Origin of the sequence: Aestuariivivens insulae (assembly GCF_022662195.1) — a bacterium.
GTDB lineage: Bacteria > Bacteroidota > Bacteroidia > Flavobacteriales > Flavobacteriaceae > Aestuariivivens > Aestuariivivens insulae.
The window spans coordinates 1-24,678 of the sequence record NZ_JAKMCS010000003.1 but is presented as its reverse complement, the minus strand read 5'-3'; the positions used below and the strand labels follow the sequence as shown (position 1 = coordinate 24,678).

14 protein-coding genes are annotated in these 24,678 nt (G+C 36.7%); 13 read left to right on the top strand and 1 reads right to left on the bottom strand.

Going from position 1 to position 24,678, the window contains the following annotated elements; all coding sequences use genetic code 11:
* Nucleotides 1-76: 76 nt before the first annotated feature.
* From MR062_RS04445 to MR062_RS04385, 13 genes are all read left to right on the top strand, one after another.
* Entirely contained in the window at nucleotides 77-2,704 is a 2,628-nt protein-coding gene (locus MR062_RS04445) for a TonB-dependent receptor (protein ID WP_242202882.1), read from the top strand.
* 90 nt (nucleotides 2,705-2,794) lie between these two features.
* Nucleotides 2,795-3,172, top strand: coding sequence for a glutaredoxin family protein (locus tag MR062_RS04440; protein ID WP_242202881.1), 378 nt, complete (start codon nucleotides 2,795-2,797; stop codon nucleotides 3,170-3,172).
* 1 nt (nucleotide 3,173) lies between these two features.
* Entirely contained in the window at nucleotides 3,174-4,523 is a 1,350-nt protein-coding gene (locus MR062_RS04435) for an MFS transporter (RefSeq protein ID WP_242202880.1), read from the top strand.
* Between the two features lie 34 nt (nucleotides 4,524-4,557).
* A complete protein-coding gene (locus tag MR062_RS04430; RefSeq protein WP_242203173.1) occupies nucleotides 4,558-5,487 on the top strand; it encodes a carbohydrate kinase family protein in 930 nt (309 codons plus the stop codon).
* Nucleotides 5,488-5,496: 9 nt separating this feature from the next.
* Nucleotides 5,497-7,059: a sucrose phosphorylase gene (gene gtfA / locus MR062_RS04425; protein WP_242202879.1), complete on the top strand. Its 1,563-nt coding sequence runs from the start codon at nucleotides 5,497-5,499 to the stop codon at nucleotides 7,057-7,059.
* 126 nt (nucleotides 7,060-7,185) lie between these two features.
* Nucleotides 7,186-9,486, top strand: coding sequence for an NADP-dependent malic enzyme (locus MR062_RS04420; protein ID WP_242202878.1), 2,301 nt, complete (start codon nucleotides 7,186-7,188; stop codon nucleotides 9,484-9,486).
* Nucleotides 9,487-9,762: 276 nt separating this feature from the next.
* A complete protein-coding gene (ruvA, locus tag MR062_RS04415) occupies nucleotides 9,763-10,344 on the top strand; it encodes a Holliday junction branch migration protein RuvA (protein WP_242202877.1) in 582 nt (193 codons plus the stop codon).
* Between the two features lie 6 nt (nucleotides 10,345-10,350).
* A complete protein-coding gene (gene sov / locus MR062_RS04410) occupies nucleotides 10,351-17,739 on the top strand; it encodes a T9SS outer membrane translocon Sov/SprA (RefSeq protein WP_242202876.1) in 7,389 nt (2,462 codons plus the stop codon).
* A gap of 352 nt (nucleotides 17,740-18,091) precedes the next feature.
* Nucleotides 18,092-18,472, top strand: a complete 381-nt coding sequence (gene gcvH, locus MR062_RS04405; RefSeq protein ID WP_242202875.1) for a glycine cleavage system protein GcvH — start codon at nucleotides 18,092-18,094, stop codon at nucleotides 18,470-18,472.
* Nucleotides 18,465-18,842: a VanZ family protein gene (locus MR062_RS04400; protein WP_242202874.1), complete on the top strand. Its 378-nt coding sequence runs from the start codon at nucleotides 18,465-18,467 to the stop codon at nucleotides 18,840-18,842. Before gcvH ends, MR062_RS04400 begins: the two co-directional genes overlap by 8 nt.
* 59 nt (nucleotides 18,843-18,901) lie before the next feature.
* Nucleotides 18,902-19,624, top strand: coding sequence for an energy transducer TonB (locus MR062_RS04395; protein WP_242202873.1), 723 nt, complete (start codon nucleotides 18,902-18,904; stop codon nucleotides 19,622-19,624).
* A 141-nt stretch (nucleotides 19,625-19,765) separates the two neighbouring features.
* The gene (locus tag MR062_RS04390) at nucleotides 19,766-20,548 is read left to right on the top strand and encodes an energy transducer TonB (RefSeq protein ID WP_242202872.1); all 783 of its coding nucleotides are present in this window, start codon (nucleotides 19,766-19,768) and stop codon (nucleotides 20,546-20,548) included.
* A gap of 263 nt (nucleotides 20,549-20,811) precedes the next feature.
* A complete protein-coding gene (locus MR062_RS04385) occupies nucleotides 20,812-22,914 on the top strand; it encodes a gliding motility protein RemB (protein WP_242202871.1) in 2,103 nt (700 codons plus the stop codon).
* A 266-nt stretch (nucleotides 22,915-23,180) separates the two neighbouring features.
* Here the strand turns inward: MR062_RS04385 and MR062_RS04380 are convergent, their stop codons facing one another.
* Nucleotides 23,181-24,041 carry an MBL fold metallo-hydrolase gene (locus MR062_RS04380; RefSeq protein WP_242202870.1) on the bottom strand — a complete coding sequence of 287 codons (861 nt, stop codon included), beginning with the start codon at nucleotides 24,039-24,041 and terminating at the stop codon, nucleotides 23,181-23,183.
* Nucleotides 24,042-24,678: the final 637 nt, after the last annotated feature.

Here is a 24,678-nt window from a genome sequence, read left to right as displayed (position 1 = left end):
CAAATAAGTATCATATCCTTTATAGATTTGGTATAAAACCACTAAATAATTTATCAAATAACTAAAAAAGACAAAAATGAATTCAATTAAAAAAAGAGCATTTTTATTAGTATTGATGTTGTTGTCAACAAGTGCTTTAATTGCACAATCAATATCAGGAAATGTTAAAGATCAAGCAGGAATACCTTTGGGGGGCGTTAATGTTATTTTAGATGGCACATCTAAAGGAGCCGTTACAGACTTTGATGGCAACTATACCATTAGTAATGTAGAAAACGGAGCATATACATTATCTGCAACTTTTATAGGGTATGCAAAATTTTCACAAAGTGTTACAGTTCAAGATGATGATATTACTTTAGATTTTATAATGGTTGAAGATGCTCAATCTTTAGATCAGGTGGTTGTAACAGGTGTTGTAAACCCTAAATCTAAAATTGAATCCAGTGTATCTGTTTCTACTATGGACGTAGAACTTATAGAACAAGCATCTCCAAGAAGTGCAGGCGAACTTTTTAGAAACATACCGGGTATACGCGCAGAGTCTTCTGGTGGTGAAGGTAATGCTAACTTTAATGTTCGTGGTGTTCCTATTTCTTCAGGAGGTTCAAGATACTTTCAAATACAAGAAGACGGCTTGCCTTTAAACTTATTTGGAGATACGTCTTTTGGAAATGCCGATAACTTTTTAAGAATAGATTCTAACATTAGTAGGGTTGAAGCCATTAGAGGGGGGTCAGCATCTACACAAACATCCAATGGTCCTGCTGGTATCATTAACATGATTAGTAAAACAGGGGCAAAAGAAGGAGGTTCTATAGGAACTACTTTTGGTTTGGATTATCAAACTAGCAGATTAGATTTTGAATATGGTCAACCATTGGATAATGGATTGTCATACCATATAGGTGGTTTTATTAGAACAGGTGAAGGGCCAAGGGAAATAGGTTATCAAGGCAATAAAGGGGGACAATTTAAAGCTAACCTCACTAAACGATTTGATGCAGGTTATGTGCGTGTTTATGCTAAACTATTAAACGACAAATCAGTAATGTATTTGCCTATGCCAATGTTGCTGAAGGGAAGTAATGATAGCCCTACGTTCTCTAACCTACCAGGTTTTGATATTACCAGCGATTCTCCTCACTCTGCATATTTACAACAAAGCGCAGGAACAAACCCTTTTGATGGCGGAGGAAGACATGTTAACGATGTTAGAAATGGGAACAACCCTAGATCTAAATCTTTAGGAGCTGAATTTTCGTTTGACTTAGGTGACGATTGGAAAATAGCAGGTAAAGCGCGTTATTCAAATAACAACGGAGAATGGGTGTCCCCATTTACAGCCGCAGTAGGATCAGTTTCCGAAATTGAAACAATTGCAAGAGACGCTTCTAATGCTACAGGGGCATTGGTGTATTCAGATGGAGATAGAGGTGCTTTTAACCCGTCTAACGGATTGGCTCAAATTATACACATGTTTGATGTTACTATTGATGATTTAAGCAACTTTTTCAGTGACGTTAAAATTTCTAAAAAAATAAGTGATAATGTTGGCCTTACAGCCGGTTTATTTACAGCAACACAAAACACTAAAATAGGATGGCAATGGAGTTCATTTATTTCAGAAGTTAAAGGAGGAGGTGAAGCAAGGCTAGCAGATTTTGATGGCTTTTCAAGAAACGGTCAATACTCTTATGGTACACCTGTTTGGGGTAATTGTTGTCAACGCAGATATAATACTGTACACAATGTAAATTCTCCATATGTAGGTGTTGATGCTGACATTACTGAAAAATTAAATTTCGACGGAAGTATTCGCTTCGAGAATGTAAATGTAAATGGAACAATAGCCAATGGCCCTACTAGTCAAGGTTCTTATGATTACGATGGTAACGGAACTATTGAAGGTATAGAGCAAGTAGTACCAGTTGTAGCAGGAGGCGCAGGACAAATAGTAAATGATGATTATAACTTTGTGTCTTACTCTGCTGGTTTAAATTATAAATTAAACGAAGGCGCCGCGTTGTTTGCAAGATATAGTTCTGGTGCATCAGGTAGAGCAGCAGATAGAAATAACTATGGTACAGACGGTAAAGCCGATGTGCAATATGATGAAGTGTCTCAACTAGAAGTTGGTTACAAGAAAAGGCTCAAAAATGGAGTTCTTAACTTAACTGGATTTATGAGTAATACTGATGAAGGTTTAAGTAACGAGTTAAATAGATCTGTTGGAAATCCATTTAAAGCTTTGGGTGTAGAGGCTGAAACAGCTTTGGCATTTGGAGAAAACATCTCTTTTAATGGGTCTTTTACTTGGACTAAAGCCGAAATTGATGGTGGTGATAACAAAGGTAACACACCAAGAAGACAAGCAGATTTAGTTTACAACCTATCGCCATCTTATAATTTTGGAGAAAACAGCCAACATGGTATTGCTTTAAGTGTGTTAGGCACAACAAAATCTTATGCTCAAGATGATAATGATCTGGTAATGCCAGGGTATGCCTATTTTAACCTAATTGGTAGATTAGGTTTAACAAAAGGCCTTTCGCTAGTATTGAGCGTAAATAACCTTTTTGATACGGTAGGGATAACAGAAATAGAAGGTAATGGCGATGGCTCTTTTGGTTCAAATCGTTTAGTGAGAGCAAGGTCAATTAGTGGCCGTTCTTCAACATTATCTTTACAGTATAAATTTTAAGAAATAAGTTTAATTTTTATTTGAGTTTGTTAATAAAAGAGTTGGAGTTTTATGATAAGTTTCAACTCTTTTAACTAAATATTTGGAGTCATGAAAGCTTTAGTTTTATCAATAGTATTTATAATAGCTTTAACTTATGTTAGTTTTGGTCAAGTTTCAGATTCAATATCAAAGACTGTCACTGAGCAAAAAACATCTGAAAAGGTAATTGTTTATGGTAGTGATACTTGCCACTATTGTATTGATACAAAAGCTTATCTAAAGGAGAAAAAGATCGATTTCATTTATTATGATGTAGATGTAAACCTTTTAAAGCAAAGAGAAATGCTGGTAAAACTTCAAAAAGCAGGTGTTCCAGTAGATAATTTGTCATTGCCAGTTGTAGATTTAAATGGTAAACTTGTAATGAATGGTTCTAATTTTGAGGATTTTCTTAAAAAACTGGGAGCTTCTAAAAAACTAAAATAAGATGAAGATCACAAAACCAAGTTTATCATTTTGGCAAATTTTTAATATGAATGTAGGGTTCTTAGGAATTCAATTCAGTTTTGGTTTGCAACAAACAGCTGTTAACCCAATATTTTCCTTTTTGGGAGCACATCATGAAGATTTGCCATTGTTGAACCTTGCGGGGCCGGTAACTGGTTTAATTATTCAACCCATAATTGGTGCTATTTCAGATAAAACTTGGTCGCCTCGCTGGGGAAGACGTAAACCATTCTTCTTAATTGGAGCTATAATAGGCAGTTTGTGTTTGTTTGCATTTCCATTTAGTCCAGCACTTTGGTTTGCCGTTGGTTTGCTATGGATTCTTGATGTTGGCAATAATATGGCTATGGAACCTTATCGTGCCTTTGTAGGTGATAAATTACCAAACAAGCAGTTAAGTTTTGGGTATCAAATGCAGAGTTTGTTTGTAGGTGCAGGTATTGTTTTAGCGAACGCATCAATTTTTCTTTTTCAAGATTGGTTTGGAGGAGCCGAGACAGTTGAAGCTGGCAGCGGTATTCCTAAATGGTTGTATTATTCTTTTTTTATAGGTGCTTTATTATCAGTTTCTACCATTTTATGGTCTGTATTAAAAACACCGGAAATCCCTCCGTCTGATGAGGAATTTGATGAGATAAAAAAACACAATGCCTTACCACTTTCAGAAAGAATTAAAACACCTTTTCTAGAAATTGTAGATGCTATAAAAGATATGCCCAAATTTATGTGGAAATTATCTGCCGTTTATCTTTTTCAATGGTATGCCTTATTTGTGTATTGGCAATTTATTGCGCCTATGTTTAGCGAGAGTATGAATTTTGATGCTTCCCAAGCTTTAAGTCAAGCAGCAAAAATGAATACCACATATAATGTTTCAACAATAGTTTTTGCATTGGCACTCGTGCCATTGGCTGTAAAATTCGGAGGCAAAAAAGTGTATGTGTTTAGCTTGTTTTTAACGGGAATTGCAATGCTCAGTATTCCATATATCCAAGATCCGGTTTTGGTTATTCTACCTATGATTTTATTTGGCATAGGATGGGCAGCAATGATGGGTATTCCATATTCAATGGTTTCCAAAATAGTGCCTCAAGAACGACGAGGTGTTTATATGGGTATATTGAATATGATGATTGTTATTCCTATGGGAATTCAAACCTTAACATTTGGGCCTATTGTAAAAAATCTATTGAATAATAGTGCCGTTAATGCTATACTATTTGGAGGTGTATTTTTTGTCATTGCGGGTGTTTTGGCATTACGACTTAAACAACCAAAATCTAATGGAGAACATGAGAATGTTGCCATTTCTATTAGTAGTGGGCATTAGTTTTAATTAAGAAAAGAAAATAGTTTTGAAAAACATTAATAAAGATATAGATATCCTTTGTGTTGGTGAAGTGCTTGTTGATTTCATAGGACATCAAACAGGAGTGCTCATCAACAATACACGAGATTATCACAGATATTTAGGAGGTTCTCCTGCAAATGTGTCTATGAATTCAGCTAGATTGGGCTTAAAATCTGTTATGGTGGCTACTGTTGGGAATGATGGTTTTGGAGATTATATTTTTAAAAGGTTAGAAGGTGTTGGGGTGGTTACAAGCTATATTAGAAAGCTTGAGAAAAAACCAACAAGTGTTATTTTTGTGTCTAGAACGGATGGCACTCCAGATTTTATTCCATTTAGAGAAGCAGATTATTTTATTATAGAAAATCAAATTTCTAAAGAGCTGCTATTAAAAACCAATATTTTCCACACAACTTGCTTTGCATTAAGTAAACAACCGGCGCAATTGACTATTTTAGAAAAAGCTAGGGAAGCATTTAATTCAGGATGCAAATTAAGCATCGATGTAAATTATGCTAAAAAGCTATGGGGCAGTCAAGAAGAAGCGATTGAGGTCATTAAGGCGTATTGCAAATTCAATCCTTTGGTTAAAATTAGCGAAGATGACATGCTTAGGCTTTTTGAACAAAAAATACCTCATGAAGATATATTTGATTTTTTTCATTCCGAAGGTGTAGATACAGTTTGTTTAACTTTGGGAAGCAAAGGTGTTAAACTATCCCAAAAAGGCGGGGGAATCATTCAATTACCAGCCATACAAATAGATGTAGTGCAGGATGCGACAGGGGCTGGAGATGCCTTTTGGTCCGGTTTCTTGTTCGCTTATATAAAAGAAAAACCTATTGAAGAATGTTTGAAAGTAGCTTTGAAATTAGCCGCTTTAAAGCTTCAAAACGTGGGGAGGCTGCCAGACAACATTAACATATTATCAGAACTTCTATAATTCTTAAAAATGACAAAAAATTCTATTATTGGTAATGGTGTTATGCTTAATGCGTACCCTGATAGCATTGGAGAGAAGTTAAGTGATACCATAAGAATGTTGAAAAAGCCTGAGTTTATAGATGTTTTTTCCCTGTTTTATGTGCTACCAACTTTTTTTAACAGCGATTTAGACAGAGGGTTTTCTATAATCGATTACAATATAAATGAAGATTTAGTTTCAAAATCCGATTTGGAAGCTTTAGAAAAACTCAATATACAGTTGAAATTTGATATTGTTTTAAACCATTTATCGGTAGCATCACCACAGTTTAAAGATTTGTTAGAAAAAGGAGACCAATCAAAATACAAAGATTTTTTTATCAATTGGAATAGCTTTTGGGAAGGAAACGGAATCATAGGAGATAATGGTGTTATAATTCCTAAAAAAGAGTTTCTCGATAAATTATTTATGAGAAAATCTGGTTTGCCTATTTTAAAAGTACCTTTCCCTGATGGTACAGAAAAACCTTACTGGAATACCTTTTATCAGAAAGTAAATTTGGATAAAAGTTTTTTAGGGCAAATGGATGTTAATGCCAAGTCGCAAATGGTTTGGGATTTTTATGATGAAACCCTTTCCAATTTAAAAGATTTTGGGTGCAAAATATTAAGATTGGATGCTTTTGCTTATTTACATAAAGAAATTGGGCAATCGAATTTCTTTAATAAACCTGGGACTTGGGACTATTTGGAGCGTATAAATACAATGGCCAAAAAAAATGATTTATTGTTATTGCCAGAAATACATGCGGAGTATGGTTCTGGACTACACAAGGAAGTGGCACAGCAAGGTTATTGTATTTATGATTTTTTTCTGCCGGGATTAATACTATACACAATTGAAAATGCAGATAATAAGGCGCTTTTAAAATGGATCACTGAAATTATTGAGAATAATTATAAAACCGTAAACATGTTAGGATGTCATGATGGCATTCCTGTCTTGGATTTAAAAGGAAAAGAGGTTAATGGTGTATATCATGAGGGACTTTTAAAAAATGAAGAGATAGAAACGCTCATGGATACAATCATAGCTAGAGGAGGAAAAGTTAAAAATCTTTATGATGCTTCGGGCAAAAGGGTTTCTTATTATCAAATAAACGCAACATACTTTAGTGCACTTGGAGAAGATGAAACAAAACTTTTATTGGCTAGAGCCATACAATTATTTATGCCTGGGATTCCACAAGTGTGGTATTTAGATCTTTTTGCAGGTAAAAATGATTACGATGCAGTTAAAAAAGCTGGAGATGGAGGACACAAAGAAATTAATAGAACAACAGTTGCCCTAAATAAAATGGAAGAAGGGTTAAAGACCGATATCGTACTTAATCAACTTCAACTTATTAAATTAAGAAATACATCCAAAGCCTTTTTAGGGACTATCCATATTAATGAAACTTCTTCAGATGTAATAGATATTAAATGGGTAAATAACTACGATTTAGCACATTTAAGAGCACATTTAAAAACGTTGGATTTCTCTATTACGTATACATGTTCAGGGGAAACAAAAACTATGAACTTTTAAAGAGGAGGTTTTTTGCATTCATATGATTTATATATGAGAAAAGAAATATCAATTTTTTAAAAGCATAGGGCCCCACAAAATTAGGATTGCTATCTTTGTAAGTTCATTAAAAAAGCCATCCATCATATGAGCGAAGAAAGTAAACGTAGAGAAGCCCTTATATATCACGCTAAACCCACTCCTGGTAAAATTAAAGTAGTTCCCACCAAAAAATATGCTAGTCAAAGAGACTTGTCTTTAGCATATTCTCCTGGTGTGGCAGAGCCCTGTTTAGAGATAGAAAAAGATAAGGATAAAGCTTATAAATATACAGCAAAAGGTAATTTGGTAGCTGTAATTTCCAATGGTACCGCAGTATTAGGTCTAGGAAATATTGGCCCAGAAGCATCCAAACCAGTTATGGAAGGTAAAGGGCTGTTGTTTAAAATCTTCGCCGATATAGATGTGTTTGATATTGAAGTCAATACCGAAAATGTTGACGAATTCATTGCAACCGTTAAGAATATTGCACCAACTTTTGGAGGAATAAACCTTGAAGATATTAAAGCACCTGAAGCTTTCGAAATAGAAAGACGCCTGAAGGAGGAATTGGATATTCCCGTAATGCACGACGACCAGCATGGGACGGCCATCATTTCTGCGGCGGCATTATTAAATGCCGTAGAGCTTGCCGAGAAAAAGATGGACAAAGTTAAGCTAGTAATTAGCGGTGCCGGAGCAGCTGCTATTTCATGTTCGCGTCTCTATCAGGCCTGTGGTGTGAAGCGTGAAAATATGGTGATGCTAGATAGTAAGGGCGTTATAAGAAACGATAGGGAAAACCTTTCCAGTGAAAAAGCAGAGTTTGCCACACATAGAAAAATAGACACGCTTGATGAAGCGATGAAAGGAGCCGATGTGTTTATAGGACTCTCCTTGGCTAATATTGTGTCGCCAGATATGTTGCTGTCTATGGCAAAAAATCCTATTGTTTTTGCAATGGCCAATCCAAATCCTGAAATAGCTTATAATTTGGCGGTTTCTACCCGTAAGGACATCATCATGGCTACAGGACGTAGTGATCATCCTAACCAAGTGAACAATGTACTAGGGTTTCCGTTCATCTTCAGAGGGGCACTCGATGTTAGGGCAACAAAAATTAACGAAGCCATGAAAATGGCAGCAGTAAAAGCATTAGCAAAATTAGCAAAAGAGCCAGTGCCAGAACAGGTCAATATTGCTTACGGAGAAACCCGACTAACATTTGGAAAGGAATATATCATACCTAAACCATTCGACCCTAGGTTAATTGCCGAAGTGCCACCAGCAGTAGCTAAAGCAGCAATTGAAAGTGGTGTGGCCAAAAAACCAATAACAGATTGGGAAAAATACAAAGACTCATTGCTGGAGCGATTAGGATCCGATAATAAATTAGTGAGGTTATTATTAAACCGCGCAAAGCTAGCACCTAAGCGTGTGGTTTTTGCAGAAGCCGATCAGTTAAACGTTTTAAAGGCGGCGCAAATAGTTTACGAAGATGGTATTGCACAGCCCATTTTGTTGGGAAGAAAGGAAACTATAGAAGCCTTGATGAAGGAAATCGAGTTTGAGGCTGATGATGTACCCATTATTGATCCTAAAACAGAAGAAGAAAACCCTAGGAAAGATAGGTACGCCAAGGTATATTGGGAACAACGCAAACGTAGGGGGGTAACCTATTATTCGGCACAACGCCTAATGCGGGAGCGTAACTATTTTGCTGCTATGATGGTTAATGAAGGTGATGCAGATGCGTTAATTTCTGGATATTCACGTAGCTATCCAACCGTAGTGAAACCAATGATGGAGTTAATAGGCAAGGCTCATGGGGCTACAAGAATAGCGACTACCAATGTGATGATAACCAAAAGGGGACCATTGTTTTTGAGTGATACCTCAATTAATATTGATCCCACGGCTAAAGATTTAACCAAGATAGCCCAGATGACCTCACAAGTTATTAAAATGTTTGGAATGAATCCTGTAATGGCAATGATTTCCTATTCAAACTTTGGTTCTTCAGACCATACAGGGGCATCTAAAGTTCGTGATGCGGTATCCTATTTGCACCGTCACTATCCAGATTTAGATGTTGATGGCGAGTTGCAAACCGACTTTGCTTTAAACGATGAAATGCTTCGTGAAAAATTCCCGTTTTCAAAATTAGTAGGAAAAAAAGTGAATGCTTTAATATTCCCTAATTTAGACTCGGCAAACATTACTTATAAATTATTGAAGGAACTAAATGAAGCCGATTCCATAGGGCCTATTATGATGGGCATGCGTAAACCGGTACATATTCTTCAATTAGGAGCTAGTGTAGACGAAATTGTAAACATGACAGCCATTGCAGTAATTGATGCCCAATATAAAGAGAAGTGGGAACAAGAAAATACTGAATCAAAATAGGTTTGTAATAAATGGCTTTAGAGACCTTAGTGTTTAAATATCATCAGAAAGCCAACAAAGAAGTACAAAAAATTCATAGTAAAATTAATTTTTTGTGTGCATAAGAATGCCATTTGTACAGAATCTGGTTAGATTTAGTGAGGCTTTTTTCGGTTTTTACAAAGGTCCTGTAAAGCATTAAAATCTGTTTATTATCTAGTTTTTATGCTTTTCAAAAAAGTTTAAATGAGTTCGTTAATAATTTTATTACATTTGAGTAGTTAACTAGGGGGGTAAATGATTACACATATTCAAGGAAAACTTACTGAAAAAAATCCAACACATGTTGTTATAGATTGTAATGGTGTGGGGTATATGTTAAATATTTCGCTTCATACATTTTCTCAAATTCCAGACAACGAACAGTTAAAGTTATATGCACATTTACAAGTAAAAGAAGATTCGCATACACTTTACGGATTTTCATCTTTAGCTGAACGTGAGATTTTTAGGTTGCTAATTTCTGTTAGTGGCATTGGGGCCAGTACAGCACGTACCATGTTGTCTTCCTTAACGCCAAAGCAAGTACGTGAAGCCATAGCGATGAACGATGTGGCTTTAATACAATCCATTAAAGGTATTGGGGCTAAAACAGCACAACGGGTTATTTTAGATTTAAAAGATAAGGTTTTAAAGATTTACGATATAGATGAAGTTTCTGTGTCGAAAGACAATACCAATAAAGAAGAAGCGTTATCTGCTTTAGAGGTGCTTGGTTTTATGAAAAAACAAGCGGAACGTGTCGTGGATAAAATTGTTAAAAGTCAACCAGAGGCTAATGTGGAAACCCTGATTAAAGAAGCGTTAAAAAATTTATAATAGATTTTGAACACAACTAACCATAAAGTTTGTAAACCTATAAAAAAATGTCTTGTATTAGTAACGGTCTGTTTGTTCACCCTGGTTTCATGGGCGCAACAGCCAACGCCACAGGATTCTACAAAAACAGGATTTAGCTTAGGGACGCTCAAAACACCTAACCCCAATAGTATACAGTCTAAGTACACTTACGATCCACTTACAGATAGATATATTTATACAGAAACAGTAGGGGATTTTAATATCAACTATCCCGTTATATTAACGCCCAAAGAGTACTACGAATTAGTAGCGAAAGAAAATTTAAAGAACTATTACAAGCAAAAGATTGATGCCTTCGATGGTAAAAAGGAAGGAGCCGATGATGCACAAAAAAATCTACTGCCTGAATTTTATGTGAACTCTGGATTTTTTGAAACCATCTTTGGAGGTAATACCATTGAGGTCGTACCACAAGGATCTGTGGAAATGGATTTGGGAGTATTGTTTTCCAAACAGGATAACCCTTTGTTTTCCCCAAGAAACCGTAGTAACTTTACTTTCGATTTTGATCAACGCATCAGTTTAAGCCTTTTAGGTAAGGTAGGAGAGCGTTTACAGGTAACGGCCAATTACGACACCCAATCGACCTTCGATTTTCAAAATTTAATAAAGCTTGAATACACGCCAACCGAAGATGATATCATCCAAAAGATAGAAGTTGGTAATGTAAGCATGCCATTAAATAGTTCGCTTATTACAGGAGCCCAAAGCCTTTTTGGGGTAAAAGCACAATTGCAGTTTGGAAGAACAACGGTAACAGGTGTGTTTTCTGAACAGAAATCACAATCAACATCTGTAATTGCCCAAGGCGGAGGTACTTTAGAAGAATTTGAATTGTTTATTCGCGATTACGACGAAAACAGGCACTTCTTTTTGGCGCAGTATTTTAGGGATAATTACGATAACGCATTAAGCACTTATCCCTATTTAAATACCAAGGGCTTACAGATTACAAGAATTGAAGTGTGGATGACCAACCGAAATAATCGTACCGAAAATGTGAGGAACATTGTGGCGCTTCAAGATTTAGGGGAATCTGAATATAATCCAGCAAGCCCAAGTAATGATAACCTTTTGTTAGATCCAATCCCTAATGGGTTTATAAACAATCTACAACAGTTGCCAGATAATGGAAACAACGACTACGACCCTACAGCAATTGGCTCAGGTTCTGTGCTTACAGAACTCATAAGAGACCCTGCAACCGTTCAACAAGGGTTTGGTTCACTATCATCGGCGGTTAGTGAAGGCTTTGATTATGCCAAGTTGGAAAACGCGAGAAAACTTATTGAAGGTCAGGAGTATATATTAAATAAGGATCTTGGGTATATCTCATTAAACCAACGTCTAAATAATGATGAGGTTTTAGCAGTTGCATTTCAGTTTACCGTAGCGGGTGAAGTTTATCAAGTAGGAGAGTTTGCCAACGATGGAGTGAATGCAACAGAGGTAACTAATAACAATCAAGGACAGGTAACATCGGTAGTCAATTCAAACTTAGTGCTTAAAATGCTTAAGAGTAGCATCACTAGTGTTAATGATCCTATTTGGGACCTGATGATGAAGAATATATACGACACTGGGGCCTATAATTTGAATCAAGACGATTTCAAACTGAATATTTTTTATAACGAAGCATCTCCTTTAAATTTTATTCAGCCAGTAAATGATCAGTTTTATTTGGATATTAATGGAAAAGTGGTGATTACAGATCCTAACAATCCAAATTATACCCCAGAAGAAGATTTAATTCAAAATAATCCATTACTAAAAGTATTTGGGCTAGATAAGTTAAATTTTAATAACGATCCACAAGGTGGGGGCGATGGCTTTTTCGATTTTGTACCTGGAATAACAGTAATTCCCCAGAACGGTAAAATTATCTTCACTAAAGCAGAGCCATTTGGGCGCTATTTATTCGATATTTTGGATGATGATGGTGATCCAAATGATAACCAAGAAGATTACAATCAAGAAACCTATACTAACGCCAACCAAGAAAAGTACGTTTACGACTTGCTCTATAAAAGCACAAAAACAAAAGCGCTGGATGAGGTTGAGAAAAACAAATTCAAATTAAAAGGACGTTATAAATCGGCAGCTGGTGATGGTATTCCAATAGGTGCTTTTAATGTGCCCCGTGGTTCGGTAGTGGTTACTGCAGGCGGACGCCAATTGGTAGAAGGTATCGATTATACGGTGAATTATCAGTTAGGCCGTGTTCAAATTTTAGATGAAGCATTAAAAGCCTCAAACACACCAATTAACATTTCAACAGAAAATAATGCCGTGTTTGGCCAGCAAACCAGACGCTTCACAGGTATCAATGTAGAACACAAATTCAATGAAAATTTTGTACTGGGTGGTACCTTGCTAAATTTAAACGAGCGCCCCATTACCCAAAAGGCGAATTATGGGACAGAACCCATTAACAATACCATTTTTGGATTTAATGGCAACTATGCTGCCAAAGTACCCTTTTTAACACGATTGGCCAATAAACTACCTAATATTGATACCGATGTAGAATCTAATATGTCAGTTAGGGGTGAAATGGCGTATTTGTTACCGGGAGCACCTAAAGGTACGAATTTAAATGGTGAAGCCACGTCGTATATTGATGATTTTGAAGGCTCACAGAATGCGATTGATCTAAAATCACAGCAATCGTGGTTTTTGTCTAGTAGGCCAAAAGGTCTTGGCAGGTCTTATATTGAAGGTCCAGAGGATGAAAACGGCATTCAAAATGGTTTTGACAGGGCCATGTTAAACTGGTATACCGTAGACCCTATATTTTATAGTAGTCAGCGACCAGGTGATGTGAGTGACGACGATGTGTCCGACATTTATACCAGCCGTGTATTTATAGAAGAGCTTTTCCCTAATCGGAATATTGTACCGGGACAAAACTCGGCCATATTCACTTTGGATTTAACTTATTATCCTGAAGAACGAGGGCCTTATAATTTTCAGCCAGGTTCCGAAAACGGGAATTTGAGTAACCCGGAAAATTCTTGGGCAGGTATAACCAGGCAATTAACTTCAACCGATTTAGAGCAAGCCAATGTGGAATATATCGAGTTTTGGCTTCAAGATCCGTTTCAGGAAAACCCTACTAACCCAGGAGGGACGTTAGTGTTCAACTTGGGTAATATTTCAGAGGACATTCTTAAGGATGGACGTAAACTTTACGAAAACGGGCTGCCTGAAAATGGTGATGTGAGTTTGTTGTTGCCTACAGATTATGGAACGGTAGTGCCTCAAAACCAATCTTTGGTTTATGCGTTCGACACCACGGGAGAGGAACGCGATAATCAAGATGTAGGGTACGATGGTTATGGTGATAATAAAGAAAAAACCCCCATTGCAACAAATAGTACAGACCCTACGGAACAAGCTCGTATAGCTCAAATTAATTCTATAATGGCACCATATAGAGATTTGGATGACCCAGCAAACGATAACTATACTTATTTCTTAAATGCTCCGGGTGATATTTTTGAGCGTTACAAACGATACAATGGAGTAGAAGGTAATACACCAGATACCTTTAGCCAAACTGATAGAGGAGCGAATATCCAACCTGATGTAGAGGATATCAATCGCGATAATACCATGAATACGATTGACAGTTATTTTGAGTATGAGTTGGAGCTCTCCAGACAGAACTTACCAACAGACCAAAATGGGTTTGAAAACCTGCCAGCTAGCAATCCGTTAAAAACATTCTTAACCGATTTTAAGCAGCATTCCAGAACATTACCTAATGGTGATAGTAAAAAAGTAACCTGGTACCAATTTAGAATTCCTGTAGAGGGTAATCATAGAAAGGCAATAGGGGAGATAGCCGATTTACGTTCGGTACGCTTTGCCCGGGTGTATTTAAAGGATTTTACCCAAAAAACGGTGTTCCGTTTTGGAACTTTGGATTTGGTGCGTAGCGATTGGAGACGGTATAGGCAAGCGTTGAATAAAAATTTTCCTAAACCTGAGGATTCAGGTACCGATTTTTCAGTGGGCATTATCGGGACTATTGAAAATGAAGGCCGCTATGATAGGCCTCCTGGGATAGAGCCTGAAGAACTGTTTAATAACAATACCGTTATTGAGCAGAACGAGCAGTCTTTAGTATTGAATGTATGTAATCTAAAGCCTAAAGATTCTAGGGCAGTATATAAAAATATTAATATAGACATGCGCCAATTTAAGCGTATGCGTATGTTTATACACGCCGAGGAGGATGAGATAAACGGTTTGAGAGATAATGACTTGGTTGGCTTTATTCGAATGGGTAATGACCTTACTGAAAACTTCTACCAGATTGAGGTTCCGTTAGAAGTTTCAGTGTCACAAACAAGGGATGGCCTTTGGCCTCTGAAAAATGAGATTAATTTACCAATTGATGTTTTGGGTAAAATTAAAGCCCAAGGTATTTCAGACGGAACATTAACAGATTTAGACCCTACCTTTTACGATGTTATAAATGGTGAGCCCGTACCTGTACCTAATAATGATCAGTTTTCAGGTTATGTATTAGGGCAGCACCGTGTGGCCATTAAGGGAAACCCAAATTTTGGAGACATCAGAACCTTAATGGTTGGAGTTAAAAACCGTACTGATAATAATGACGTTTGTGCGGAGGTATGGTTTAATGAATTACGTCTCTCCGATATGGATAACGAAGGCGGGTGGGCAGCCGTAGTAAGTATGGATGCCAATATAGCAGACTTTGCCACGATTAGTGCTACAGGGCGCCAAAGTACTTCTGGATTTGGTTCATTAGAACAGGGGCCGAGCCAGCGTAGTTTGGAAGATGTTAAACAATACGATGTGGTAACCAATGTTAATTTGGGGCAATTGCTTCCAAAAAAGGCAGGCATCCAATTGCCGTTTAATTATGCACAAAGCGAAGAGTTGATTACGCCTAAATACGATCAGTTCTATAAGGATTTAACCTTGGACTCTCGTTTGGATGCCGCTAATTCAAATGAAGAACGGGAAACCATCAAACGACGATCAGAAGATTATACCAAACGAAAGAGTATTAACTTTATTGGAGTTAGAAAAATTAGAACCAATGAAGAGGCCATACCGCGTTTTTACGATGTGGAGAATTTAACCTTTAACTATTCTTATAACAAGTTAGAACATCGCGATTTCGAAATAGAAAACTTAGTCAATAAAACAGTGCGTGTTGGAGCTAATTATGCCTTTAATTTTAACCCAATTAAAGTAGAGCCTTTTAAAAAGAACGATTCGCTATTTAAAGGTAAATATTTAAAGATCTTAAAAGATTTTAATTTCAATCTGCTACCTACAAGCTTTACGATGAATACCAATATTAACCGCCAGTTCAACAAACAAAAGTTTAGGGAAATAGACCTTGGTGGGGACAATATTGGTATTGAAGAATTGTTTAGAAGAAATTACACCTTCGATTTTCAATATACCATCAATTATAACATAACCGATGCGTTGCAGTTAAACTTTGTAGCGTCCAATAACAATATTGTTCGTAATTACTTTAAGGATAATATTGTTAATGGTGAACAAGACCCAACATTGGATGTGTGGGATGGATTCTTTGATGTTGGCGATCCCAATAGACAAAGTCAACAGTTGGGCATAACCTATCAATTACCATTAAATAAGATACCAACCTTTAACTTTTTAGATGCAACCTACCAGTACAGTGGCGATTTTCAGTGGCAGAAAGGATCTGATTTATATGGAGATATTGAGCTAGACTATACCGATCCAAATGACCCTAATTCACAGCTTACAGGAAAATTTGATTTAGGAAACACCATTCAAAATGCCAACACGCATAATATCAATTCGTCCCTAAATATGGACCGGTTGTATAAATACCTTGGCTTGGTAAAAAAACCGGTTAGGGGTGCTCGTACAAGAAGAGCAGGCCCTCCCGGGGCGGACCAAGATACGAATAAGCCTAAGGCAAAAAACAATACAGGAACAAAATTGTTAAATGCCGGGGTGGATATTTTAACGAGTATTAAACGTATTCAGGTTAATTATTCTGAAAATAACGGAACCTTTTTGCCAGGTTATATAAGAACACCTGGGTTTATAGGAACTTTAAAGCCAACGTTGGGTTATACCTTTGGAAGCCAAAGTGATATTAGATATTTGGCAGCGCGTAAAGGCTGGTTAACGGTCTTTCCGGAATTTAATCAGCAATACACCGAAACCCATTCCAAGCAATTGGATATATCGGCTAACATAGAACCGTTTAGGGATTTAAAAATTGATATAGTAGCCAATAGGACACATTACGAAAATTACAATGAAAATTATAGGGTTGAAAATGGTGTGTACAATTCATTAACACCCAATGCCTTTGGAAATTTTAATATTTCAACCATCTTAATAAAAACGGCATTTAGCAAAAGTGATGAAACCAGCTCTGATGCCTTTAACGATTTTAGAACCAATAGGCTTATTATAGCAAGACGTTTAGCCCAACAAAATGGGGCCGATGTAAACGATGTAGATGCCGATGGTTTTCCAAAAGGCTTTGGTAAAAATAGTCAGGCGGTATTATTGCCAGCATTTTTAGCAGCCTATTCTGGTCAGGATGCCGGCAAGGTTAAAACAACGGCATTTAGAAATGTGCCTATTCCTAACTGGGATTTAAAATATTCCGGTTTTATGAAATTCAATTGGTTTAAAAAACGTTTTAAGCGATTTTCAATAACGCATGGTTACCGATCTAATTATACCATCAATCAGTTTCAATCTAATTTAGATTATACGGCACCAGACTTTAGTTTAGGTTATGATGATCCGCAAAATGATAGTGCAAAAAACCAATCTGGGGACTATAAGAGTAAAACACTGTTTAGTAACATCAATTTAACCGAGATGTTCAGTCCGTTAATCCGTGTCGACTTCGAAATGAAAAACTCGGTTAAAATTTTAGCAGAGGTTAAGAAAGATCGTTTATTGTCTCTGAGCTTCGATAATAACCTGATAACTGAAATATTAGGTAACGAATATGTGATGGGCTTAGGCTATCGTATAAAGGATGTGCGTATACGCTCGCAATTGGCTGGGCCAAGAAAGCGTATTGTTAGCGATTTGAATATGAAAGCCGATATTTCCATAAGGGAGAACAAGACCATTATTAGGTATCTCGATTTGGAAAATAACCAAGTGACCTCAGGACAGACCATTTGGGGCCTAAAATATTCGGCCGATTATGCCTTTAGTAAGAATCTAACAGGAATTTTTTACTTCGATTATGCCTTTTCAGAATATGCCATTTCAACGGCTTTTCCACAAACTACTATTCGATCTGGTTTGACCCTGCGTTATAATTTTGGAAATTAGATGCTGGAGGCTGGAAGTTAGAAGCTGGAAGTTGGATGTTGGAAAAAACCTTTGTTCATTGCGTCTTAACAAGAGATTATAAGGCAGGTGATTGGTGTGAGTATAGCCAATGCAATAAGTCTACAATCTTGAGGGTGGAAACCAACAATTAACGGTTGAAGATTAACAATTGAAGATTGATGAACGAATAGTTTGGTCATGGCACTAGGCGCTTAATTTTCGGATCTTAATTCTTGATTGTTTTCAATCTAAATCAATCCTTTCAACCTTAAGGGAAAATTTGTTCTATGGCCTATTTGATTTTATAGTGGGATTAAATACATTTGCTGAAATTAATTAAATAAAACAATAAATGAATATTCCATCAGAATTAAAATACACTAAGGATCACGAGTGGGTAAAGATTGACGGCGATATCGCTACAATTGGTATTACCGATTTTGCTCAAGGTGAATTGGGTGATATTGTTTACGTTGAAGTAGAAACTGTTGACGAAACACTTGATGCCGAAGAAATTTTTGGTACGGTTGAAGCTGTGAAAACAGTATCTGATTTATTTTTGCCACTTGCAGGCGAAATAATAGAGTTCAATGAAACTTTAGAAGACGAGCCTGAAAAAGTAAATTCCGATCCTTATGGTGATGGATGGATGATTAAAGTGAAGTGTTCCGATTTGTCGCAAGCCGAAGCTTTACTATCATCAGATGACTATAAAGCGCTAGTTGGTGCTTAAAAAATACGCTTATTTTATTGCTATAGCTTATTCGCTTGGTTTAGCGTTTTTATGTTTAATTAACTTAGGGGAATTACCAAAAGCGCCATATAACTCAGGGGATAAGCTATTTCATTTTTGTGCCTATTTTATATTGTCTTTATTGTGGTTTAATGTGTTTGTGTCTCAAGTAAAATTAAAAAAAAGCCCAGCCATATTAAGCGCAAGTTTGTTGGCGTTTGTGTTTGGTATAATTATTGAGCTATTACAAAGTGCACTCACGTCTACCAGAGCTTCAGACGTTTATGATGTGTTGGCAAATACCGTGGGAATACTTTTAGCAGCATTAGTATTGTTGTGTTATAAGAATAAAGACGTTAAAAATAGTTGATCACTTGTTTTTTTGACAAATAAATAGTTATTTTAGCAATCCTGAAAAACGATAAGATTATGGAACCAAAGAAAAATCCCAAAGCTAATGTAGGACGTAACAGCTCACTCTATTTTGCTGTTGGTTTGGCTTTAATGATGTTTTTAGCAAATTTTGCTATAAACTACAAGACTTATGATAAAGAATCTATTGATATAGGTCAGTTGAATTTAGATGAATTGGATGATGAAGAAATTCCAATTACAGAACAAATTCAAACGCCTCCACCACCTCCACCACCACCAGCGGCTCCAGAGGTTATTGAGATAGTAGAAGATGAAGAGGAAGTTGAAGAAACTGTTATTGAATCTACAGAAACCGATCAAACAGAAGAAATTGTTGAGGTAGAAGAAGTAGAAGTAGAAGAAGTAGAAGAAGATATTGAGGTGCCGTTTGCAGTTATTGAAAACGTACCCGTATTTCCAGGATGTGAAAATAAGAAGAACAATAACGAAAAGCGGGCTTGTATGTCTGAGAAAATCTCAAAGTTCGTTAATAAAAAGTTCAATACAGACTTAGCTGGCGATTTAGGATTGTCTGGAAGACAACGTATTAATGTAATTTTCAAAATAGACAAAACAGGAAGTATAGTTGGTGTTAGAGCAAGAGCACCACACCCGGGCTTGGAAAAAGAAGCCGCAAGGGTTATTAATCTATTGCCTAAGATGAAACCAGGAAAACAACGTGGTAAGCCAGTAACTGTTCCATATTCGTTGCCTATTATTTTCCAAGTTCAAGATTAAATTTACATAGCCTATAAAAAGGTGTTGTTAGCCTAAGTAGAGCTGAAAATATAAAATCCCGTTACAAAATCTGTAACGGGATTTTTTTTGGTATGCTTATTGTGATTTTATCATAATATTAACATTTAAACTATAATTATTATGAGAAATCCAAAAGATTCTCACGACCTCATTCGGCAAAATGAGGAATACGTGAGGAAACCACAAAAGCATGATGCAAATTTACAAAAAAACTCCACCCTTTACTTTCAAATAGGCTTAATAGTTTGCCTACTGTTTACCCACGGTTTATTTGAAATGGAATTTGAAACGACCATTCATAGTTACACAGATCTACCACAACTTGAAGAACCAGACTACATTGAGTCTCCACAAGTGAAACTGGAAAAACCGGTTTTTGAGGAGCCAATTCAAAGAAGGGCAACAAAGGATCCTAAATATAAAGAAGTTCCAGATGATACCCCAGATCCTCCGTTTATAGACAAACCTAAAGAGACCTTGCCTGATAATCCAGTTTTTGATCCTGACGCTTTGCCTGATTTACCTGATGAGCCTGAAGACAATCCAGTACCTTTTGCTTTTATAGAAGTAGTTCCCATTTATCCTGGTTGTGAGGGCAAAAAAACTAATGATGCTAAACGGAAGTGCATGTCTGAAAAAATAAGCAAGCTGGTCCGTCGTAAGTTTAATGGGGACGATGTAGCTTCAGACTATGGTTTGCAAGGTATACAAAAAATAGATGTGCAATTCACCATTGATAAAACAGGAAATGTGAATAACATTAAGACCAGGGCACCACATCCTAAGCTGGAGGATGAGGCCGTAAGAGTTATTAATTTAATACCTGAAATGACTCCAGGAAAGCAAAATGATAAAAATGTTGGGGTGATATACAATCTACCTATCGTATTTAAGGTGCAATAAAAATAATCACCTGTAAATTAAGTGGTTGTCTTAAAAGTCGATTTTCAGAACTTGAACTGTCACACTGAGCGTGGTTGCTGAGGTAATGAAAGTGCAGTGGAAGTGTTGTTTCAAGTTCTGAAAATCGATAATCAATAGGATTAAATTCTGAAATAAATCCAGAATGACATCGTTTGAAGCTTTTGAGACAGCTACTTTGTTTTAACGCTCCATTGTTAAAAATATAGTATCTTTCGGCATAAAACCAAAGCTTGCCATTTACCATGAAGAGATTTGTTGTGCTACTCCTGCTTACAGTTCAGTATAACACTTATGCCCAGGCCATACTATCTAACGAAAAACCTCCAGTGTTCCCAGATTGTGAAGGAGTTGCTGTAGATAGTTTACAAGCTTGTTTTAATACTAATGTATACAATCACATTTACGATCATTTTAAAGTTCCCCAAAATCTTACAGAGGAACATTATAAAGGAGAGGTTTCAGTGCTTTTTGAGGTAGACACCACAGGCGTATTTCAGGTTGTATATGTAGGTGCCCTATACGAAGCTTTAAAAGTAGAAGCCAAACGGGTGTTCTCAACATTTCCAAGGATAAAACCAGCCATCTATAGTGGACGTACTACATATAAACAGTATGCCATGGCTATTAAAATACCTTTGGTAAACCAGAGTGTAGATTATAGCGATTCACAGACTAAGATTAACGCGGTATCAAAATTAGAGCAACAGGCAAAGTCTGAGTTTGATAGTGTAGCATTGTCTCTTATGGCCTATGAAGATAAGCGACTCTACAGTCAGTTAAATGTGCCTTTTACCCATAGCGACTACGCAAAGTTCGATAGGCATATGAATGTTGTTGGTACTAACAGTCATACGGCTTCAAAACCTTTTTTGTTTGATGACGTTTCGAGGTATTACGATTTTAAATCTGAAAGGGATAAGCTTAACAAAGAAACCGATACTTGGCTAGGTAGAAAACTATGGAATGAGCATTTGGTACAATTACAAGGCAAGGACTATTGGTTTACCATTGATCCTATTTTGGACCTGCAAGTGGGAAAAGATACTGAAGCAGACTTTAGTTCCACTTATAATAATACGCGAGGTATTTTAATCCAAGGTGGACTGGGCGACAAATTTAACTATTATGCCTCGGTGTTTGAAAGTCAAGGGCGCTTTGCCCAATACGTAAACAGTTATGCCGAAAGTTTAAAAGCTTTTGGCCCAGACCCGGCAATCATTCCCGGTCGTGGCATTGCAAAACGTTTTAAAACAGATTCTTACGATTACCCAGTTGCCGAAGCCTATATGTCCTATACCCCAACTAAGTTTGTCAATATTCAGTTTGGTCATGGTAAAAATTTTATAGGTGATGGCTACCGTTCCTTGTTGTTAAGTGATGTGGCCAGCCCGAGTCCGTTTTTTAAATTGAACACCACGTTTTGGAAGATTAAATACACCAACACATGGATGTGGTTAAAAGATGTGCGCCCCGAGGCAACGGAAGATGGCGCGTTTTTAACGAAATATATGGCGAACCACTATTTAAGTTGGAATGTATCTAAACGTTTGAATCTAGGCTTTTTTGAATCGGTTATATGGACCAATACTAACAACCGCGGATTTGATATTAATTATTTAAACCCAATTATTTTTTATAGAGCCATTGAGTTTGAAACTGGGCAAGGCGCAGGAAATGCCATTTTAGGGGCTTCGGCGAAATACAAGTTTAATGATCATGTGAATGTCTATAGCCAGTTCGTGCTTGATGAATTCTCATTAAGTGATGTCAAAGCAGGAGAAAAAAGTTGGAAAAATAAATTTGGTTATCAATTGGGGCTTAAATATTATAATGCCTTTAAGGTGGACAATTTAATGCTACAGATGGAATACAACCGTATACGTCCCTACACCTATTCCCATAATACCATAGTGTTGAATTATGGGCATAACAACCAATCTATGGCCCATTTGTGGGGAGCTAATTTTAGTGAGCTGGTACTTATAGGGCATTACCGTTATAAGCGTTGGTATGGCGATGCCAAATTTATTTTTGGCACACGTGGATTGGACTTTAATGATGGTGCCGATAATTTTAGTTATGGTGGCGATATTTACAGGAACTATAACGACCGCCCTTTTGATACCGGTGTTACAGTAGGGCAAGGGGTCAACACCAAAACGTTTTATGGCAATGTGCAAGGGGGGTATTTAATAAATCCGTCAACCAATTTAAAGTTGTTTGTAGATGTAACGGTTAGGAACTTTAATCCGGATGCGACGACGTCTTCAACATTTAAAAGCGATACGGTCTGGTTTAACCTTGGGTTAAGAACCGATTTGTTTAATTGGTATTTTGATAATTAAGTGTGTTGTCATTCTTGCGTGTCACACTGAACTTAGTCGAAGTGAAAGCAGGAATCTACTTTTTAGGGCATGAAACACTTTTTTGAATTCATCCTGATGCTTATGGGAAGGCCGTTTTGTGTTAGCGATTGCAATGATATCCTTTTGCATTGTTGGCCAAGATGGTTGTTGGATTGTTGTACGATGTGTATTAATTACGAGTTCTAAATTTTTGAAGTTAACAATGCAAAAGATTTAATGGAAAGCGCGACCCGCAGGGGAACACCCTAACCGTTAGCTTTCAGACTCCTATAAAACGTTCTTCTTATTTTTTCTGAAGAAATAAAATTCCAACTATAGCCTAAATCGTCATATGTTTTAGTAAGGTTTGTGTTGTTGACTACTTCTTCTTCAGATTTTCCTGTTTTAATTTCGGCCAAAACCGTAGTTTTTAAATCTTCCAACATACTTAAAAAGAATTGATAGCTTTTTTTGTTTGAAGCCTCACCGTGACCCGGAATGATTTTAGTGTTTTCATCAATAAGAATCAAAGCGCTTTTAACGGCTTCAATATAACCATTAACGCTGCCGCCAGAATTCAAATCAATATAAGGGTAACGTTGGGCAAAGAAAATATCGCCTGTATGCAGGACGTTGCTTTCGGTAAAATATAGCATGCTGTCGCCATTGGTATGGGCATTATCGAAATGCATTACAACCACCTGTTCTCCATTAATATAGAGGCTAAGTTTGTCGTTAAATGTAATAGCGGGGAGTTTGTCATTTTTATTGTCTACCAGTAAATGTTTTCTAACATTATCATGCGCAATAATAGTAGCATTATGTTTCGCTATATTAGCATTGCCCCCGGTATGGTCGCCATGATGATGGGTGTTGACTAGATACTTTAAGGGCTTATCGCTTAAGGTTCTAATGGCTTCCAATAATTTTGGAGTAAGTTGGGCAAATTGGCTATCGATCATCAAAACACCATCGTCGCCTATAGAAACCCCTATATTGCCACCTTGTCCTTCTAACATATAAATATGATCGGATAACTGGACGGTCTTAATAATGACTTCATCGTTTTGCGCACAGACCATTAATGAAAAAGTAAGCAATGTAAAAACAAGATGAAATGGCTTCATAAAGGAGATATTATCGTTTCAATAAAATTACAAAAATTATTAGTCGTTTAAGAGCCATTGAATAATTAATAATGAATGATGAAGTAAGAGAGACTAACCAATTGATGGGAGATTGAAAAAGATTGATGGGAGATTGAATGGGGATTGATCATGATTAAAAGATTAACGATTGAAGATTAACGAAATTTGATTAACAGAACATATAACATAGAGCATAGAACACTGAACACCCCTGTGCTCCGTGGCCTTTGTGAAAACCTTTGTGGCCTTTGTGGTTAAAGGCAGAAGATGGGTGATTGATGGGGTTGATGGGATGGATTGAATGGAGATTGATCATGATTAAAAGATTAACGATTGAAGATTAAAGAAATTTGATTAACAGAACATAGAACATAGAGCATAGAGCACTGAACACCCCTGTGCTCCGTGGCCTTTGTGAAAACCTTTGTGACCTTTGTGGTTAAAGGCAGAAGATGGGTGATTGATGGGGTTGATGGGAGATTGAATGGGGATTGATCATGATTAAAAGATTAACGATTGAAGATTAAAGAAATTTGATTAACAGAACATAGAACATAGAGCATAGAGCACTGAACACCCCTGTGCTCCGTGGCCTTTGTGAAAACCTTTGTGACCT

Excerpts from the sequence above, each read along its gene's own strand:
- MR062_RS04390 (WP_242202872.1), top strand. The coding sequence starts at position 19,766 with ATGAGAAATCCAAAAGATTCTCACGACCTCATTCGGCAAAATGAGGAA.
- MR062_RS04445 (WP_242202882.1), top strand. The coding sequence starts at position 77 with ATGAATTCAATTAAAAAAAGAGCATTTTTATTAGTATTGATGTTGTTG.
- gtfA (WP_242202879.1), top strand. The coding sequence starts at position 5,497 with ATGACAAAAAATTCTATTATTGGTAATGGTGTTATGCTTAATGCGTAC.
- MR062_RS04380 (WP_242202870.1), bottom strand. The coding sequence starts at position 24,041 with ATGAAGCCATTTCATCTTGTTTTTACATTGCTTACTTTTTCATTAATG.
- ruvA (WP_242202877.1), top strand. The coding sequence starts at position 9,763 with ATGATTACACATATTCAAGGAAAACTTACTGAAAAAAATCCAACACAT.
- gcvH (WP_242202875.1), top strand. The coding sequence starts at position 18,092 with ATGAATATTCCATCAGAATTAAAATACACTAAGGATCACGAGTGGGTA.
- MR062_RS04420 (WP_242202878.1), top strand. The coding sequence starts at position 7,186 with ATGAGCGAAGAAAGTAAACGTAGAGAAGCCCTTATATATCACGCTAAA.
- MR062_RS04440 (WP_242202881.1), top strand. The coding sequence starts at position 2,795 with ATGAAAGCTTTAGTTTTATCAATAGTATTTATAATAGCTTTAACTTAT.
- MR062_RS04435 (WP_242202880.1), top strand. The coding sequence starts at position 3,174 with ATGAAGATCACAAAACCAAGTTTATCATTTTGGCAAATTTTTAATATG.
- MR062_RS04395 (WP_242202873.1), top strand. The coding sequence starts at position 18,902 with ATGGAACCAAAGAAAAATCCCAAAGCTAATGTAGGACGTAACAGCTCA.
- MR062_RS04385 (WP_242202871.1), top strand. The coding sequence starts at position 20,812 with ATGAAGAGATTTGTTGTGCTACTCCTGCTTACAGTTCAGTATAACACT.